Origin of the sequence: Enterococcus sp. DIV1375a (assembly GCF_051712205.1) — a bacterium.
Lineage (GTDB): Bacteria > Bacillota > Bacilli > Lactobacillales > Enterococcaceae > Enterococcus > Enterococcus faecalis.
The window spans coordinates 1,042,272-1,056,185 of record NZ_JBIOOM010000001.1 but is presented as its reverse complement, the minus strand read 5'-3'; the positions used below and the strand labels follow the sequence as shown (position 1 = coordinate 1,056,185).

Below are 13,914 nucleotides of genomic sequence, written 5' to 3'. Positions count from 1 at the left end.
ATCGGTTCATCTTCCATTTTCCTCACCCTTTCCACAAAAAAAGACACGCTGAAAAACTCAACGTGTCAAAGAATAATCGTTCTTATCGTTGAGCTTTAGCACTATACAACGTAAAAAGCGATTGCTTTTAGCTACCTTAAGAAAAGCCTTCATTCGACAGTTCCTGTTCTACCCATTGGCGTCTCTCGACATTTTTGGGCAGTAGCCTATGTTTGTATAGGAGCCTCACCTAACAAATCTTATTTAATTACAACAGCAAGTATAATTCTTCCTTGAAAAAATAACGATATAGAAAAAGTTTTTAGCAGATAACTTTTTGTCCATTCAGTAACAAAAAGAAAAATAATCCGCTTATTTACTATGGTTTTCTGGTATGATTCGTATTTATTCATAGAATCATAACTGGTTAAATTAATCTAAAGACCGTCAGATAGCCTTGTCGAGAAGCTTTTCTTCTGCTATTTTTTGTATAGTTAAAGAAACGGCGGTGAGGAAAATGAAATTACAACAACTAGAATATTTTATGGCAGTTTCAAAGTATGCGAGTTTTACTTTAGCTTCTCAAAAGCTCCATACGAGTCAACCTTATTTAAGTACCCAGCTCAAGGAGTTAGAACGTGAATTAGGTGCTTCATTAATTTTAAGAGACAAGAAACATTGTCGGCTTTCTCCAGCAGGCGAAGTCGTCGCCAAGCGAACAGAGATGATTTTTGCACTCATTAAGGAAGCGCAAGAAGAGATTAATGAATTAGTGACCCAAGGATCGACAACGACCATTCGGATTGGAACAAACTTAATTGATATAGATAAAGCATTTGGAGAAGTCTTGTTGTTATTTAATCAATCCTATCCGTATGTAAGTATTGATTTTAAGTATTATTACGATCTTGAAACAGCCTTGGAAACAGATTTAATTGACATTGGGATTGGGATATTTTTGGATACCTCGATTCCATTAGAGAAAGAATTAATTTATACAGAAAGCTATCTCCTTTGTGTCAATAAAAATCATCTTTTAGCCCATGCCGATAGCGTAACGATTGACGAAATTCGTTCTTTACCTTTTGCTGCATATTCCGATCAAGTATATGAAAAAAAAGTGTTTAAACGTTGGGAACGTAAAATCAATTGGGAAAATCGGCAAATCGTCATCGAACTCCCTTCTCTTCATTTAGTCTTAGACATGGTCCAACGAGAAAAAGCCTGTAGCATTCTTCCCTATTCACTCACTGATGAACTAAACAGACGTAACTTAGTTGGTATTCCTCTGGAAGATAGTCCAGAACGAGCCATCTATTTAGTTCAGAATAATCATCACGGACATTGTGAAGCACACCGTTATTTATTCGAACAATTACGTTATTTATTCTAGGAATAGAAAAAGGAGGAATTCCCATGGAACTATTTCGTTTACATTATTTTTTAGAGTTATGCAAAGTGAAACAATTTACTAAAGCAGCCGAAAATTTAGCAATTTCTCAAGCTGCATTAAGTAAGCAAATAAAAATTCTTGAAGCAACGTTAGGCGCTGAACTTTTTAATCGCCAAGGTCAAACTACCACCTTAACACCGGCTGGATTAATTTTAGAAAAATATTGTTGGCGCATCACCAATGAGTTGGTCTCAATTGAAGAAGAGCTAAAAGAAATTAATCATTCTTCCAACCATATTTATGTAGCCACTTATCTCTGTGATTTAGAATATAAATTGAATGACTTACTAATGACAACATTAACGGATCGTTCATCCAACTTACAAGTCCATACTATTATTACAGAAAATATTCTTCAATCCTTGGAAACAATGGATGCAGATTTTGGTATTTCCTTTGCTGACTTACCATTACCTGAACATATTGGTAAAATTGATTTATTTACAGCAAATTATCAATTCATTTTAAGAAATGATCATCCAGCTTTGGCCAAAGCCACGACGGAAGAAATTTTAAAAGAACTAACAATGTACCCCTTCGTCCGTTTAAATACCGAATTTTCCGAGCAAAACAAATTAACCAATTGGCTAGATACTACGTTTTCTAATTTTTCTCCAGAGAAAGTCATTCAAGTGGATACTCTTTCACTTATTACTCACTTGGTGTCTCATTCCGATAGTTTCGCTATTGTCCCCGAATACACAAATATTCAACTTTTAGACAATTCGATTCATACACTGACTTACCAAGAACTACCTAAACGAAACATGGCAGTTTATTATTTAAAAGAACGTTACATGAGTCGACAACTTCAACAACTTTTGGCTGAATGCCAAAAACAATTTCAATAGTAAAAACCAAGACTAGAGCTTGTCGGCAAGCGAGTTCCAGTCTTGGTTTTTATTTGTGTTTTCAGGTAGCGGCTTCTCTTCCTTTGACAAATCCTAAAGAAGTGATAGCCATCACTAACGAAGTGCCTCCTTGACTTAAAAACGGAAGCGGAATACCTTTTAACGGCAACAGTCCAATCACCGCACCGATATTCTCCACCGTTTGAAAAACCAGCGAAAAAATGAGGGCGACACAGATGTACATACAAAAACGCGAATTGCTCCGCAAGCCAGCTACTAAAACTTGATAAAACAAGTAAAAATAGAGAAAAACAACGGTGGCACTGCCCACAAAGCCCCAGGCTTCCCCAATAAAAGTAAAAACCATATCAGACTCACGAACAGGAACATACACTTCAATCCCATGTACACCCTTGCCGAATAAACCACCCGAACCGATTGCCAATAAGCCTTGTACTTGTTGATAGGAGATTTTATCGACATAATCATAGAGATGAATCCATGCTAAAATTCGATCCAATTGATATTGTTTAAAATGTAAAAAGAAGAGTACTTTGTGCCCCCACTCTGTAAAGACTAACAGAATCAAGACCACGCCTAACGTTGCTAAAGCGCTGAAAATAATGATTAAAATTTTGCGATCAATTCCTGAAATAACTAAAAGAGATAGGATAATCGTTACGAAAACAAGGGATGTCCCAAAATCTTTTTGTACCGCCATCAAGAAAAAAACAGGGACACTAACCGCAACGATTTTTTTTAGAAGTTGCTTGTCTGAACGCCATTTATCGGACCAGTCTTGTTGCTCGTGTTGGACAATAATTTTTGCTAACATTAAAATAAACGCAATTTTCGCAATTTCTGATGGCTGAAATTTAATAAACCCTAAATCTAACCAGCGCTTTGTGCCCGTCAATAAATACATTCCTTTGTCATAGGAAAAATACAAAGCACTCATTAAGATTAATGAAAACCCATAGAAAAAAGGAGCTACTTTCCAAATAAACTTCTGTGACAGCCGACTAGCTAAAAACATGCCTGCATAGCCAACAAAAATAAAGAAAAGTTGTTTTAATGCTGGCACAGTTCCATCTTTTCCTTCATTAACGGCAATCCAATATTGCACACCAGAAGATAAAAGTGTGAGTAAAAAAATGGGCAATAATAAATCATAATTAAGATGTAAGTTGAATTTTTTTGTATTGACCATTTAACTGCCGCCTTTCGTTTGCAATAATTTTAATGACGATTCCTAATGCCACTGAAAAGATTAAATAGCTTGTCCCACCGTAACTAACAAACGGTAAAGGAATTCCTGTCATTGGAATCAAACCCAAAACGCCACCAATGTTAATCGCCGTTTGAGCTAAAATCAAGGTCCCGACCCCTAACAAAAACAAGCCGTAACAATGATTTTTTATTACACAACTACTCCGCAAAATCGAGGCCGCTAAAAATAACAAAAGAAATAGCAATAGTAAGCCGCCAATCAGACCAAGTTCTTCCACAATCACCGCAAAAATAAAATCGGTTTGACCTTCTGGCAAGCCACCTTTTTTTACCATACCATTGGCTAGTCCGGTGCCCCAAAACCCACCGTTATACATTGCTAAATAGGCCATTGAAGGCTGAAATCCGCGATCATGAAAGGATAAAAACGGATTTTTCAAAACAACTAAGCGGTCATACACATGCGCAAAAAAATGTGGTAAGTACTGGTGATCCCCTAGAAAAATAATTATTTTAGAAAGAAGCGCCGCGCTAGCAACGACAATCCCCGCAGCAATTACACTAAATTTTGCATGAATACTTGCTGAGAAAATCAAGACACTGCCAATAACTAAAATAAGAATAGCCCCGCCAACTTTGGGTTGGATCAAAACTAAAAATGCAACGACCAACACAAACAGCCATTGTTTCCTTAACTGCTTCGTTGTCAAGCCATTTTCTTTTTCACCTAAATAACAGCTCAAGTAATAAATAATCGCAAAATTACAAAGTTCTGATGGCTGAAATTGGATTCCAAAGAGAGAAATCCAACGTTGTGCGCCATTCGCTGCTACACCAAAAAAAGGTAGTCGAACCATTAACAGTAATAGTACCGAAACTAAAAGCAGTCCAATCGCAATTTTTTTATTAAATAACACTTCTAGTCGAACTTTGTAAATCACGAACATTAGCACCCAGCTGAGACACATAATAATGCCTTGTTTAATAAACACAGCAGTGGGCTTCACGCCTTGCATCAGCAAGTCATAGCTACTGGCGCTATAAATCATTAACGCGCCAATAATACTTAATATAATAAAGGTCAAAAGAATTTTTGTTAGACCTAAAGTACGTAGATTCATTCTCTCACCTCTATCTTTTTCTAATTAAATCAATCTTACCAGTCTGAATTAGAAAACAAATAGAGAGTTTTTTATAGAACTATTACTAAGCTTACATAACAAAAAGTAGCTAGACTTGGTTCATTTCACCTAGTTTCGCTACTTTTAAAAAAAACATTTATATAATTTTTGTGTGTTGCTCACATTTCTGATAAATTTTTCCAAACTTATCTCTTTCTAAATACTGATAATCTACTAAATACCGTCTCAAAAGTGCATAATCTTCATAGATTTCTCTAAGTCGCTGATTGACTTCTTTTTCCGTATATTCTTTCCCAAATTCAAATTGGTTGGCCACACGTTGAAACACTTGGACTTTTTTCGCATTTTTCTTGGGAATAACCAGCAACTTTCCTTCTTTAAAAAAATTTTCAACCATGTTTATTCTCCTTTTTTGTTTTGACTATTGTTTAGAAAATTGATGATTCAGTTTTTCTTTCTGTTTATCGGTCCATTTGCCAGCGACTTCATTGACAATTGTTTCAGCAAAATCGCCTACTTTTTCTCCCGTAATATTTTTGATAGGTGTTCCGTTAGCAGCTCCTTCTTCAAACAAATCAAGTAAATCAGTCAACGCATTGAACATATTGGCTCCGCTATGATCTGAAAAATGCCATGCATATTTTTCAATTTCTTGAAATACTTGTCGATACTCTGCTGGTAATGCTGCAATCCGTCGTTTATATTCTTTGTACTCTTTTTTATCCCCAATAACTTTTTTGATCAACGCTTTAAAATCTGACATGCTCTATCCCTCCATTTTTTTCATCTTGTTTACTTGTTTTGAAAGCAACGTCCAACGCTGCCAAAAATCAGCGAGTTCTGCTTCTCCTGATGAGGTTAAGCGATAGAACTTCCGCATTGGTCCTTTTTCTGAAGGCTTTTTTTCAGCTATAACCCATTGATTTTTTTCTAAACGCAGTAAAATCGTATAAACGGTTCCTTCAACAATTTCAGTAAAACCTTGGTCATTTAAAATTTTTGTAATTTCATAACCATATGTTTCTTTCCTTTGGATGATGGCTAAAACTAAACCTTCTAAAATGCCTTTTAGCAACTCTGTCTGCTTCACTGCTTTTCCTCCCCAAACTACTATTTAGTACTATGTACCACTACATAATAATACTGAGTACCGGTTCTGTCAACTACTTTGTAATAAAAAGTAGTAAATGAGCGTGGGACAAAAATCACTTTGGATTTTTGCTCCACGCTCAAAAACTAATAAACGGCGGGAACAGAAGCAACACTACGCGTTGCTCCGATCTCAACAACTTCTAAGGTGTTTTCTCGACATGCGTCTCGTCACAGTACAGCCTTCAAAAGAGCTACAGCTCTAAGAGTTGCGATGTTTCACTGTGAAGCATGAACAGATGAAATCATCGTACCTACTTGGTGAAGGTCCTTCGGGAATAAGCCGAAATTGTTGAGAATCACGAAGAACGTAGTGATTCGATGATGAACAATACCTACTTCGCAGAGCTCCGATCTCATCAATCTCTAAGTGATAAATCACTAAGAATTGAAGGACTTGGTCTCCAAAAATTATAGAACAATTTTCGGAAATTCCTTCTTATTTCTCGGAGTTAAACACTTCTGTCCCGACCTCCTTATTATTCTTTATTCATTTATTCCGAGGTCTGCTTCAAAGGCTTCTAATTCTGCAAGGTGTGTTTCTGGATAAGCAAAGCATGTTGAAAAATGCCACTCCCCACCACTTGTACCAAAATAACCTGGCAGTAATTCCAAAGCCAATAATGCTTCTGATGTTTCTTTTTCCGGTAACGTAATCTGAAAAGTAGTCGCTGGAACAAAACCGAACTTCTTATAGTAAGTTGGATGGCCCAGGATAATCAATCCGCCGATGCCTAATTCTTTGGCCTTCTGCACAGAATGCTTAATTAACGCTGAGCCTACGCCCGTGTTCTGTGCTTCTGGATGGACACTTAGCGGCCCAACGGTCAAAACAGCCTTCTCTGTATGATCAGGTAATCGTAGTTTGGCTTTTGAAGACATAATATGACCCGTTAATTTTCCTTGATCAGTTTCTGAAACTAAGGACAACTCCGGAATAAAGTCGGCACTTTCTCTTAATAAATGCACGATAAAATGCTCTGTGGGACGCCAGTTTTCGGTCAAGTTTAATCCCTTAAACGCTTGATACGTTAAACGTTCTACAGCTTGATACTCTGCAGGTTTTTCTTGACGAATCTTCATTATTTGTCCTCAGATTGTTGGAAATAGTCAGCCGTATCTCGTTCATCTTGTTTTAATTGGTCGATCAAGGCTTCAGCCCCATTGAATTTCACTTGGTCACGTAAATAATGATTCCAACGAACCACCACTTGTTCACCATAGATGTCTTGATGGAAGTCCAAAATATAGACTTCCACGGTTAAATCGCGGCCTTCTCCAAAGGTGTCATTATGACCAATTGAGCCCATGCCAACATACCATTTGCCACCGACTTCGATTTGCACAGCATAGACGCCAATTCTTGGTAAGCGCACGGTGCTTTTCACTTTGACATTAGCGGTCGGGAAACCCAATAAACGGCCCCGAGCATCGCCATGGACAACTGTTCCTTCTGTTTCATAAATATATCCTAACAACTCCGTGACCTCCTCCATTTCGCCGGCTTCCATTTTTTCGCGAATTCTTGTTGAGCTAATTTTGGCACCAGTCATTTCTTCTTTTGGTACTGTCACCACTTCAAAACGGCCTTGCGCATAAGTTGGTAACTGTTTGACTCCAGCGATTTCTTTAGGACCATACGTATAATCAAACCCAGAGACTGCCACTGCACTATTTAAATTAACGATATACTGGTCGACAAAATCTTGCGGTTTTAATTGAGCAAACGCTGAAGTAAATTCGACAATATATAAAATATCAACGCCCAAGTTGGCCATTAGGCGTTCTTTTTGTTCCAAGCTAGTTAAATATTTCATATTTTCTGGTAAAACTTTTTGAAAAACGATTGATGGGTGTTGGTTGAAGGTCATCACAGCTAACTTCAAGCCTTTTTCCTCCGCAATCTTTTTGCCTGTTTCAATTACTTTTTGGTGGCCTTTGTGAACACCGTCAAAAAAGCCTAGAACCATCACGACTTCTTCATTAGGAATTTGATTGGGTTCATAGGGATGATGTAGTTGAATAACTTGCATGTGCAAAAACTTCCTTCTTTTTTATTTAATTGTTCCGTAGAACTTTACTTGGTTTCAATAATTTATCATGCGTTGGGTGTGGCATGTATAAACTAACCACTTGATTTTGGTAAAATAAGGCAACTAAGGATTCTGGCATTGCCTTTATTCCTAATTCTTTTTTGTGCAAACGCATGCCATTTTTTACTTTTTGATACAATTCATCTGATAAATCAATTCGTGGGAATTGTTCTACTGCTGTCTCAATGGGCAATAGGCATTGATCGATTGTTTCAGCAGCCATTTGTTTGGATACTTCTTCTAACGTTAAGCATTGCGCAGCTTGCAAACCGCCACTTGCCGTTCTCGTTAAATCCGACATATGGGCAGGATAGCCTAATTTTTTGCCAGTATCCACTGATAGTGTCCGCACATAGGTTCCTTTGCCACAGACCACTTTAAACCGCCAACTTTGTGTATGAGCGGATTCGTTAAAAATTGGTTCACTAGTGCGTTCAAATGAATAAATCATAGCTTTTCGTTGGGGCCGTTCAACTTCTTCCCCGTTCCGCGCATATTCATATAAACGTTTACCATTGACTTTCACCGCAGAAAACATCGGTGGGATTTGTGTGATTTCACCTGTCATTTCGGCCATTGCTTGATCAATTTGTTCAGTTGACAGAGGTGTTGTAACTGGTTTTTTTTCAACAATTTCGCCACTAACATCTTCGGTTGTCGTAGCAAATCCAAGTGTAATTTCACCTTCATAGGTTTTACCAGAATCTACCATGTATTCGATCACTTTCGTTCCTTTGCCAACGCAGATGGGTAAGACCCCTTCGACATCTGGATCTAACGTACCACCATGACCAATTTTTTTGGTATGTAAAATTTTTCTCAATTTAAATACGCAGTCATGACTTGTCATGCCACGTTCCTTCCATAACGGTAAAATGCCGTCCATTATAGTTCCTCCAGTTCCGATAATACTAACTTTGTCATTATAGCATAAAAGTACCTAGCTTCGCAGTCTCCATTGCTTATTCCCTTTGGCAAAATCTCTGCTAAATGCAAAAAAAGCCACAAACTCTGATAAAAGCAGAGTTTGTGGCTTTTTTTAGCTAGTAAATGATCCCCATGTATTCTGTGCGTTGCCATCGTTTGGTCCGATTGGCAAATAAATTCTCGCGCCTGTCGTATCTGTTCCACCAATGAAAACATACCCATCTGCAATATAAAACGCATCGTAATAAAAGCGAGTATTTTTGGGCCAAATACCATAAATGGGTGCTGACAGACTAGGTTGTCCTGCTCTTAAAACAATGCCTTCGTCCACACCAATTAGAAATGATTTCTTCGTTTGCGGGCGCCAAAGTTCAGCAATGTCGCCGTCGTTCACATAACCTAACAAATGTCCGCTATTTTCAATACGGTAAAGGTTTTGTCGGTCCGGTAATTTCGCTGTAATTGTTCCTACCTGTGTCCAAAGTGCCTCTGCTGATAGATGTTCATTGATTAAAGCATCTGGTGTTGGATAGATTGAAGTGAAACGAATTGCTTGTCCTACTTGATATTTTGGTGCATTAGGTTTACCCGGCTGAACAATGACAGTCTCACCTGTTTCAGAAACGCCCGTTTGTAAATCTTGTGCCAACTGCGCTTTACTAATCCCCCAACGCGCTAAATAACCATAAGGATCTGTATGATCTCCCCACCAATTTTTTGTAATCCAATCATGAGTGACTATTCCATAACCTGTTCCATCGTCCAGCGAAAAATCAGCACCAATGTTCTGAGCTAAATCACGGGCCAAATTAACATAGGCAGCATAATCTTTTTTAAACGTCGCCGCATTATTCGTTCGAGCCAATTCGATTTGCGCATATGCTTTTTGGTTAGCTAAAGCACCTGCGCCATATTGAATTTGACCAGCAGGAGCTAATTGTTTCACTAGTCCACCAGATCCGACAAAATATGAGACATAAGCATTTGACCAATTTCGTTTCATATAGGCTACTTCATTGTCTAAACTGTGTGGTCCTAGGTTCCGCTCGTTTCCTGATTCATGTAAAACAATTAATTCATTGGTTGCAGAGCCTGGAAAATAAGTAAAGTTGATTGGATCCGCTTCGATGGTGTAAGCGCAAGCTGTCATCGGAATCGTTAAACTTAAGCCAATCACTAAAGCAAGTTGAATCATTAATTTTTTAAACATAGCATGCTCCTTTCTTAAAAAAGCCATGAAAGGAAAGTCAAAATAACTTCCCTTTCATGGCTTAACCCTGCAGATAAATGGCGAGACAGAAGTAATTTCTTCGGCAATCAGCCGAAAGTTCTACGTTTGTCCCGACCACTTCTACTTAATCATCTTTATTTTTTAACTGAATAAATAACTCTTTTAACTTTTTCGGCATAGGAATAAAGGTCGCAATGTTTTCAAAAAAAGAAAGTCCTTCGTTCGCAATGTAAAAAATCAGAACCATTTCCCGAATTGGCAAATTGTTCCCCACAACTTTTTCAACACGAACCGCTACGGCAACCACAAATAACATCGTCACTTTTTTCGCAATTCCGAGCATACCAATCCGACTGGACAATTCTTTTGTGGCGATTGCCTTAATCCAACCTGTGATGAAATCGACAATAATTAAAAAGAGGAAGACATCCAACAATTGATCTAATCCACCTAATAAACGTACGACAATCCCACCGAAAATGCTTAAAAGCATTGTTATTGTGTTGAGATAACGTTCCATCCAAATCACCCTATTTTGATTAGCGTAGCAGATTTAATTCCTGTACTGTTTACTTCACCCATATAATTTGTCTCAATTAATGCAGAAAGTTGGTCTCCTTTCTTAAAATTACGTATGACCATTCCAAGTCCATCTTGACGATTTTTCCAGCTGGTACCCCCGAGTCCCCAAAAACGATCTGTTGGACCACCAGCTCGTACACCATTAATAGCAAAACTAAAGTACCAATAGCCATTTACCGTTGTTGTAGGCTGTACCCAAAAGTGTACAATTAAAATATACATTCCATCTTCTTCAATAACTAAACGGTTGTTATTTTTATTTAAATTAGCAAGTTTTGCTCGTTCGTCAATGTAAGAAAAATCACTACCAAATCCTACTTCTTTATTGTTCATATTTCCAATGACTTTTGTAAAACTACCTTCTGTTCCGTTTATACCTACGAGGTTAAACTTACCTAGACTAACTAAGGGAAGATTTTTGAATAGAGGAGCTTCGGAAAAATTCTTCACCCCAGCAATCTCTTGATCACCTGTTTGTGTCACAGCTTGACCTTTAATCGCTTCCGCAACGTTTTTCGGATGCATATATTTACTCGTTAAAGTTCCCGCGACTGCTTCGCTGTCTGATGCGAAGCCATAATTTTCTACATTGCCTAGCCCCACTTGTTCAGCGGTTACTTGGTGCGGATTATCCTGATTTTCCACATGGGTATTGAGTTGCTCTGCCTGAACAAAACCACTCTTCGCTAAAACCGCTTGGGCATCAACAGACAGACCAATATGAAGTCCCACGTAATCAACTTCTACGCTGGCTGGCGTCACCCCATTCGATGAATCTGTATAGCTCATTAAATAAATGAACCCTTCATCTGCGATAAAATTCTGATCATTGATTTGAATTGAAAAATCGCCGAACTCTTTTGCTGATTCTTGGATTTGAGTTACCCAATTATCCGTAGTTGGTAAATACGTAGCGATTTTAATCGTTTGATTATTGGGCGCAGCGGCTTTCACACGTTGATTAATCGTAAAAAATTGAACGTTCTGGCGAATAAATGCCACCGCCTCGTCAGTTGTGAATGTTTCAAACATTTGTGGAATTAATTTTTTTGCGGCTTCAACGAGATTGAAGGCCGCTAATTGTTGTGGTATCACACCACTTTGGGTGGAACCTGTTTTCACACCCTCATCATCACGGCTGGCCATTTTATTGTAGTCCGCTTGGGAAACTTCCTCCCAAACGTCTGTTGGCTTCTTAAGAATTTTAGCCGTAAAATCAGTGGAATAACTGTTTGCATTGGTGGCTGTATTGCCGGCCGTTTTACCGTTAAAGTCTAACTTCAATTTGACAGTGGTTGGCTTAGCCAACAAAGAAATGCCATCTGCTTTTGTCATACGGTCATTCAAATCAATTTGAAGACGATTCGCTAAGGTAGCTTGTTTGATGCCTTGTGTATCTGTGCGTGCTTGGACAATTTCTGGATTACTATCACCTGCTTCTGCTACTAATTGATCGAAATCATTTCGCAAAGTATCAAATTCTTGTTTATTATTATTTGCCGTTGAAACTGCATTTCCTGCAATCGTGATTGCTGTTTTGGCATTGTTCATCGCTTGGTTGGCTGTTTCATTTGCTTGATTGCCTGCATCGGTGGCAATTTGTACGGCTTCTTTGCCAGCTTCATCTGCGATGTTTTTCGCTTCAGAAATTCCATTCGTTAACTGGACTTGGTAAGCATCAACTTTCTCAGCTGATGCGTTCGACTGATCCAAGATTGCATTGATTTTAAGGCGACCTTGATTCAGGGTATCTAATTCTTCAATATGTTCTACTGACATTTCGTCACACTCCTCTAGTTTTCATTGTTTTATTAAAACTGGCCACCCAATTGGGATTGAATATACACACGACAGATGACCGAAGCATCCAACCATAGTGGCTGATGAGAGAAAAATTGAAGCGTGTGATTGCCGCGTTCGATTTTTCCATCTGTTGTTTTTCGTAAATAACTCAAAATATTTAGCCGTTGTTGTTGCAATGATAGTTGGGGTAATTTTTTGCCATCCACTACCAAATCAATGTTCGTTACAGAATGCGAAGGTCCTTTAGCAGTTGCCTTGAACGTTAATTCTGCGGTGTTTACATAAAGAATGTCCTCGTCAAAGTATAAATTCAGCTCCACTGGCTGTGTCTTGCTAAGTTCTCCTTGTATTGAACGATTTAAAAGTGTCGTCGCCCCTTGTGCGTAAGTTTCGCTAATCTCTTGTTTCCGACTGAAAGCTGTCATGGTACTATGAATTGTTTCTTGCAGATTTCCCAACTCTAGCTGAATGTCTTGGGGGGCACCAAAGACATCTTTTTTACTTTCTTTTTTGATACGAAGGTTGACACTCCCAAATTCATTCGTATTAATCATGATAACCGTACCCAACCGCAAACGATCGATTGCCAAAGGTTGATCTGTTAATTTAATTAAATCAGCTGCAGTCACTACCCAAGAAACTTGTGGTTTAGTCCATTCTTCTAACATTCGCAAAGCATTTTCCTTTAATGCCTTGGGATCAGAAAAACGCTGTTCTACCCAAATTGACTCCAATAAACCATAGCGGTCAATTGCGGCCTTGTTCTCTAAATACGGAACCCCTTGATTGACCGAGCGAATATTGACTTTGTTAACACCTTCGCCTGAACCTAATGGATAAATCCGATTGATTAGCATCTTGGGATTACGTTCTATTTCAAATCCTTGCATGTTGTAACCTTCTTGAATTCGCGCAACTGCTTCTGTTGGTGGTTTGACTAATGAAAGTTCAAAAGGATAGACCTCTGTATTCCATTGCCAAAGATATTCCTCTTCGAAATCGGCTGGGATGCTAAACAAAGGCTCGACTAGCCCATTTTCATTCTCCCATTTATAGGTTAATCTCCTTGAAAAATCACATTTTTTTAAGACCCAATGTTTTGTTTTTTGTTTATTTAATAGAAATTGAATGGCCTCTTTCGTTGTTTTGTTTTTAATTTCGTGACAACCAAAAAGGACAGTATCACCTAAGGTACATAATGCTTCTGTGGCAGAGTAGTGAATTTGATTATTGTTCGCATCTTTCTTAATTGTGGTTGGCATCACGCGATATAAACCAATATATTCATTCTCATTGTCGGTCAGTTCCACCCATTGCATTTCTGCAATAAATTCATTTTTAGGATCATCTAGCGGCATGGTAAAATCTAAACTGCCAATTTTGTTCTCTATTTTTTCATAACTGACTTGATAGGCATTATCCAAGATTGCCGTATATGTTCTTTTCAAATCCAGTGCCATTAACATTTAATCAC

General features: G+C 38.2%; 14 protein-coding genes and 1 riboswitch. Of the genes, 2 read left to right on the top strand and 12 right to left on the bottom strand.

From position 1 onward, the window contains the following. Nucleotides 1-73 precede the first annotated feature (73 nt). Nucleotides 74-244: riboswitch (M-box (ykoK) riboswitch) on the bottom strand. Nucleotides 245-496: 252 nt separating this feature from the next. Together IGJ63_RS05240 and IGJ63_RS05235 are read left to right on the top strand one after the other, a co-directional pair. Further along, complete coding sequence (locus IGJ63_RS05240; protein WP_438746050.1) at nucleotides 497-1,372, top strand: LysR family transcriptional regulator; 876 nt, start codon at nucleotides 497-499, stop codon at nucleotides 1,370-1,372. A 23-nt stretch (nucleotides 1,373-1,395) separates the two neighbouring features. Beyond that, nucleotides 1,396-2,283 (top strand): LysR family transcriptional regulator, encoded by an 888-nt coding sequence (locus tag IGJ63_RS05235; RefSeq protein WP_002357832.1) that lies wholly within the window; start codon nucleotides 1,396-1,398, stop codon nucleotides 2,281-2,283. A gap of 61 nt (nucleotides 2,284-2,344) precedes the next feature. Here IGJ63_RS05235 and IGJ63_RS05230 read toward each other — a convergent pair whose 3' ends face one another. The 12 genes from IGJ63_RS05230 to IGJ63_RS05175 form a co-directional block, all read right to left on the bottom strand. After that, entirely contained in the window at nucleotides 2,345-3,493 is a 1,149-nt protein-coding gene (locus IGJ63_RS05230) for an FtsW/RodA/SpoVE family cell cycle protein (RefSeq protein WP_438746048.1), read from the bottom strand. Beyond that, complete coding sequence (locus tag IGJ63_RS05225) at nucleotides 3,459-4,634, bottom strand: FtsW/RodA/SpoVE family cell cycle protein (RefSeq protein ID WP_002377695.1); 1,176 nt, start codon at nucleotides 4,632-4,634, stop codon at nucleotides 3,459-3,461. Before IGJ63_RS05225 ends, IGJ63_RS05230 begins: the two co-directional genes overlap by 35 nt. Before the next feature lie 157 nt (nucleotides 4,635-4,791). Beyond that, nucleotides 4,792-5,052, bottom strand: coding sequence for a DUF2087 domain-containing protein (locus IGJ63_RS05220; RefSeq protein WP_002360471.1), 261 nt, complete (start codon nucleotides 5,050-5,052; stop codon nucleotides 4,792-4,794). Between the two features lie 24 nt (nucleotides 5,053-5,076). Continuing rightward, nucleotides 5,077-5,418, bottom strand: coding sequence for a DUF1048 domain-containing protein (locus IGJ63_RS05215; protein ID WP_002395093.1), 342 nt, complete (start codon nucleotides 5,416-5,418; stop codon nucleotides 5,077-5,079). A gap of 3 nt (nucleotides 5,419-5,421) precedes the next feature. Further along, the gene (locus IGJ63_RS05210; protein ID WP_002357837.1) at nucleotides 5,422-5,745 is read right to left on the bottom strand and encodes a PadR family transcriptional regulator; all 324 of its coding nucleotides are present in this window, start codon (nucleotides 5,743-5,745) and stop codon (nucleotides 5,422-5,424) included. Between the two features lie 545 nt (nucleotides 5,746-6,290). Beyond that, nucleotides 6,291-6,887: a GNAT family N-acetyltransferase gene (locus tag IGJ63_RS05205; RefSeq protein ID WP_101732043.1), complete on the bottom strand. Its 597-nt coding sequence runs from the start codon at nucleotides 6,885-6,887 to the stop codon at nucleotides 6,291-6,293. Continuing rightward, entirely contained in the window at nucleotides 6,887-7,837 is a 951-nt protein-coding gene (gene ribF / locus IGJ63_RS05200; protein ID WP_002363808.1) for a riboflavin biosynthesis protein RibF, read from the bottom strand. The genes IGJ63_RS05205 and ribF overlap by 1 nt, the downstream gene beginning before the upstream one ends. Nucleotides 7,838-7,862: 25 nt before the next feature. Next, on the bottom strand, nucleotides 7,863-8,783 hold the full coding sequence (gene truB / locus IGJ63_RS05195; protein ID WP_101732044.1) for a tRNA pseudouridine(55) synthase TruB: 921 nt from the start codon (nucleotides 8,781-8,783) through the stop codon (nucleotides 7,863-7,865). A 153-nt stretch (nucleotides 8,784-8,936) separates the two neighbouring features. Beyond that, the gene (locus tag IGJ63_RS05190; RefSeq protein ID WP_438746045.1) at nucleotides 8,937-10,061 is read right to left on the bottom strand and encodes an SH3 domain-containing protein; all 1,125 of its coding nucleotides are present in this window, start codon (nucleotides 10,059-10,061) and stop codon (nucleotides 8,937-8,939) included. Nucleotides 10,062-10,179: 118 nt separating this feature from the next. Next, the gene (locus tag IGJ63_RS05185) at nucleotides 10,180-10,575 is read right to left on the bottom strand and encodes a phage holin family protein (RefSeq protein WP_002357842.1); all 396 of its coding nucleotides are present in this window, start codon (nucleotides 10,573-10,575) and stop codon (nucleotides 10,180-10,182) included. Nucleotides 10,576-10,580: 5 nt separating this feature from the next. After that, complete coding sequence (locus tag IGJ63_RS05180) at nucleotides 10,581-12,416, bottom strand: hypothetical protein (RefSeq protein ID WP_101732046.1); 1,836 nt, start codon at nucleotides 12,414-12,416, stop codon at nucleotides 10,581-10,583. Nucleotides 12,417-12,448: 32 nt separating this feature from the next. Beyond that, nucleotides 12,449-13,906: a phage tail protein gene (locus tag IGJ63_RS05175; protein WP_101732047.1), complete on the bottom strand. Its 1,458-nt coding sequence runs from the start codon at nucleotides 13,904-13,906 to the stop codon at nucleotides 12,449-12,451. Nucleotides 13,907-13,914: the final 8 nt, after the last annotated feature.

Bases quoted from the DNA above. Each gene is read 5' to 3' on its own strand.
- IGJ63_RS05225 (WP_002377695.1), bottom strand. From the start codon at position 4,634: ATGAATCTACGTACTTTAGGTCTAACAAAAATTCTTTTGACCTTTATT.
- IGJ63_RS05185 (WP_002357842.1), bottom strand. From the start codon at position 10,575: ATGGAACGTTATCTCAACACAATAACAATGCTTTTAAGCATTTTCGGT.
- IGJ63_RS05175 (WP_101732047.1), bottom strand. From the start codon at position 13,906: ATGTTAATGGCACTGGATTTGAAAAGAACATATACGGCAATCTTGGAT.
- IGJ63_RS05220 (WP_002360471.1), bottom strand. From the start codon at position 5,052: ATGGTTGAAAATTTTTTTAAAGAAGGAAAGTTGCTGGTTATTCCCAAG.
- IGJ63_RS05190 (WP_438746045.1), bottom strand. From the start codon at position 10,061: ATGGCTTTTTTAAGAAAGGAGCATGCTATGTTTAAAAAATTAATGATT.
- IGJ63_RS05180 (WP_101732046.1), bottom strand. From the start codon at position 12,416: ATGTCAGTAGAACATATTGAAGAATTAGATACCCTGAATCAAGGTCGC.
- IGJ63_RS05230 (WP_438746048.1), bottom strand. From the start codon at position 3,493: ATGGTCAATACAAAAAAATTCAACTTACATCTTAATTATGATTTATTA.
- IGJ63_RS05240 (WP_438746050.1), top strand. From the start codon at position 497: ATGAAATTACAACAACTAGAATATTTTATGGCAGTTTCAAAGTATGCG.
- ribF (WP_002363808.1), bottom strand. From the start codon at position 7,837: ATGCAAGTTATTCAACTACATCATCCCTATGAACCCAATCAAATTCCT.
- IGJ63_RS05205 (WP_101732043.1), bottom strand. From the start codon at position 6,887: ATGAAGATTCGTCAAGAAAAACCTGCAGAGTATCAAGCTGTAGAACGT.
- IGJ63_RS05235 (WP_002357832.1), top strand. From the start codon at position 1,396: ATGGAACTATTTCGTTTACATTATTTTTTAGAGTTATGCAAAGTGAAA.
- truB (WP_101732044.1), bottom strand. From the start codon at position 8,783: ATGGACGGCATTTTACCGTTATGGAAGGAACGTGGCATGACAAGTCAT.
- IGJ63_RS05215 (WP_002395093.1), bottom strand. From the start codon at position 5,418: ATGTCAGATTTTAAAGCGTTGATCAAAAAAGTTATTGGGGATAAAAAA.